The 3,376-nt window shown below is 35.9% G+C and carries 5 protein-coding genes; all 5 read right to left on the bottom strand.

The genetic code is table 11. The annotated features are described in order from the left end of the window. On the bottom strand, positions 1 to 712 hold a 712-nt coding region (locus R3333_RS13490; RefSeq protein ID WP_318959299.1), incomplete at its 3' end, for an outer membrane beta-barrel protein. Positions 713 to 1,170: 458 nt separating this feature from the next. Beyond that, positions 1,171 to 2,205: a hypothetical protein gene (locus R3333_RS13495; RefSeq protein WP_318959300.1), complete on the bottom strand. Its 1,035-nt coding sequence runs from the start codon at positions 2,203 to 2,205 to the stop codon at positions 1,171 to 1,173. Then, the gene (locus tag R3333_RS13500) at positions 2,202 to 2,723 is read right to left on the bottom strand and encodes an RNA polymerase sigma factor (RefSeq protein WP_318959301.1); all 522 of its coding nucleotides are present in this window, start codon (positions 2,721 to 2,723) and stop codon (positions 2,202 to 2,204) included. Before R3333_RS13500 ends, R3333_RS13495 begins: the two co-directional genes overlap by 4 nt. A 58-nt stretch (positions 2,724 to 2,781) precedes the next feature. Continuing rightward, entirely contained in the window at positions 2,782 to 3,174 is a 393-nt protein-coding gene (locus R3333_RS13505) for a four helix bundle protein (protein WP_318959302.1), read from the bottom strand. Then, the coding region (locus R3333_RS13510) for a hypothetical protein (protein ID WP_318959303.1) at positions 3,152 to 3,376 on the bottom strand (225 nt) is incomplete at its 5' end. The genes R3333_RS13505 and R3333_RS13510, both read right to left, overlap by 23 nt.

The following is a 3,376-nucleotide window of genomic DNA, read 5'->3' on the forward strand; positions in this document are numbered from 1 at the left end:
CATCGGCTTTGAAAGGATTCGTACCGTAATCTCCTTTTTCAGAGAACTTTCTTTGGTAGCCATCCGTATCTGTTTCTCTTTTCAATTTCGAAATCAATTTTACTCCACCTACAATACCTGCGTTGAAATAAAAGTTGTCATCATCTTCGCGATTTGTTGTAAATTCTAAGAGTAAAGGCACGGTCAAATAAGTCATACGCAACTTGTTTTTACTGTAGTCTGCAAGGGTGTCCATCTCCGCCGTAATTTGGTCTGGAGAATAGTTGTAGATATAGTTGTTTCTAAAACTGAAGTTCGTTACGTTTAACCCCAATCCAGATGTGATCCCTACATAACCTTTTATAATGTCCAACCTTCCATCCATGAAGTTCAAATTCCAATTCCATGATTTTGAAGGATCAATTTCTAAGAACTGAGCATTGGGAAAGTCTGCTTTGTAACTCGGATTTACAAAAGTATTCACACCAACTTCTAATCCTGACCAGTTTGCTTCACTTTTTCTTTTTTTCGGAACTTCAAAATCATCTTCATTAATTTCTCCTTGGAAAGTGCTATCGTTTTCATCTGTTTGAATTACCACCTCCTCGTTTTCACCGCTTTTAATGATAATTACTTTATTCCCGATTTTCACCGTTAAAGTATCTGGATCTTCCTGTGCAAATGCAGCGCCACCTAAAACGCTCAAAATTGCTATAACTATAAATTTTTTCATCTTTTCTAATTTTTTAACTGAATTCAATTGTTGTAGTGTTTGTATGTAAGACTCACTAGTCACGCATTTGTTACAGGTTAAATTATTTTTTTTACAATTCATACCCGTATTAGCGCAAGCCTCTGTTTTTATTAGGGATTGAGACGGTTTTGACTTTGGTTTATGCTGCCTTTACCTGCTATTCAGTATACTCCTTGCGCATCAAGGAAATTTTTAAACACTTCATCAGGCTTCTCTTGGTCGCCTGTGAGCGCGCATAAAAATAAACCGTGCTGCACTGCGGGGTGCCCTTTCTATCAGGGGCAGAGTTCAATCGTAATGTTGATTTGCCTGTATAAGGATAAATACTTCACTATCATGAACATGAGGTGGAGAAATGAATATGGCATAAAAAAAGTTCAACTGCTAAGCTGAACTTTTTCGAAATTTATCCGACATCCTGCCGGTATGAAGTGGTTTTAGTTTTTCTTTAATTCTATTGCACCAATTTTTATTTTAAACCTTCCTTTGAAAAGAGATTTGTTCTCCTCTTTTTTTATTTCAATTGGCTTTTTCCCTGTCTTTTTACTGACTTTGTTTAAAGCGTAATCCACAAGTGGAGGTAAGGCGTTTTCTAGATAAGTGCCGTTCTCCTTGTTATTATTCATCGCCTTGTTGTTTGGTGTAGTGTTAATTTCTACGTGTTCAACAGGCTGTGTTTTTACTTCATCATCGTTAAGTGATGGATTTTGAGGTAGGTGAGTAGTTCCTGTTTTTTCAATACTCTTTGTAGGAGTTTGCTTTTCTTTAGGTAGGGCTCCTTGTTGCAATTCGTTTTTATTACTTAACGCGTTATTTTTCTTCTTGCCATTAGTTTCCGAAGCTGTAATTTGTGTCAAGATAGTTTCTTGTCCTTTTGTACGAATTGGATTATCATCCTTCATAGTAATGACAGGTAACTCTTCTTTTTCTTCCGGTGTATTGATTTTATTTGTGTCTTTTTGAGCGGGAATCACACGAGCGTGTTGAACATCCGGAGTGTCTAATTGCGTATTCATCATGAATAATAAGGTGAAACTCGCAGCAACTGCTACTAAAGCGGGCCACAAAATTATTGTCGACTTTCTCTTCAGTTTTCCTTTATTCGGATATGTTAGTGTGTTTTGATTGAGGTAAACTTGAGCATAATGCTGAAAACTTTCCTGTAATGCCTTAGAACTTGCCACAAGTTGTTCAACTAGGCTTGACTGTTCCTTCGTTAAAATTCCTTCATGGTAGGCGATAATTTTATCTTCGTTAGACATTTTATCAAAACTAGGAAGCGCCTCGAATTTTAAAGCTGCTTTATTCGAGTAAGCGATTTGTGGAGTTGCTATAGGATCCAGAAAATCATCTTCCACTTGCAATTCAGGATGAAGCACAAGGAAAGCTTCAAGCTCCTGCGTCAAAGCAGGGTCTAAATCACCTTCAAGGTAATCCATGTAAAATAGCTCGTAATTTTCTTTGGTTATCATACTAATATATCTATGCGTTTTAAATACGCCTTTAAACTTTTTCTTGCTCTAAAAATGTACACCTTTACTTGACTTGCGTTCAATTCTAATATATCTGCAATCTCATCGTAACTGTATCCTTCATAGTCGCGCAACAACACAGCAGATTTTTGAACTTCAGGTAAAGTACCTAGTGCTTGTTCTAAATGTTCCTGAATATCAAAATTAGGAATATTGGAACTTCCCACTTCTTGTTGACTTACATTTTCCATATCACCACTGCGTTTTTCTTTTTTAATAACATCAAGAGTACTTGTGTAAGCCGTTGTGAATAAGTAGCTCTTTACTTTCGTACCTTGGATGTCCTCATGTTTTTGCCAAACTTTGGCAAAAGTTTCTTGTACAACGTCATCGGCCAACATTTCATTTCTCAAATGTTTAATAGCAAATCTGTATATCCCATCGGAATATAAATCTACAGCGTTATTGTACTCTTTTACCGTCATAATAGCAGCGATGCTTGTAAGTAAGACTGACAAGTAAATGAAAAGTTACACACTTAATTTGAAAAATTTGAAGATTTGATAATTTGAAGGATTACTTTTTATATTTATTTCCGTTATGTGAAGTTGTTTTTAGATACTTAATGAAGTGTTTTAGTTGTATTGAGATGAACCTAAGACGATCTGTCAATTCATTAAACTCAATAGGAGTGATAAAGTTAAAGTCCATGGCTCTGATGAGTTGTGAGCGAAGTTCTCCAGCACTTCCCTTCGCAATGAAAAGAAATTGTATGAGTTCTTTATTGCCTTCTCTTTCGAATCCTTCGGCGATATTGTCCATAATGCTTCCAGAGGTTTTGAGTAAGTGGTTTTTTAAATAACCATTGGAAAACTCTAATTTATTATTGAGAACTTTGTATAATTCAGTGTTTAGAATTCTTGCCAGTTTCCATACTTCTAAGTTTTCAAAGCTTGAATAAGTTGACATTGTTTAAATTTAGGTTGAGATAGTAATTTACAATATTTTTCCGAGCTCTGCGAGGAAATCCCTCAAATCCCTCAAATCCCTCAAATCCCTCAAATCCCTCAAATCCCTCAAATCCCTCAAATCCCTCAAATCCCTCACATCCCTCAAACCATAAAAACTTTACGTTCTCCTTTGCTATACTTGCTTCGCAATTAGTTCTTGC

This window comes from Lishizhenia sp. (assembly GCF_033720595.1).
GTDB lineage: Bacteria > Bacteroidota > Bacteroidia > Flavobacteriales_D > Crocinitomicaceae > Lishizhenia.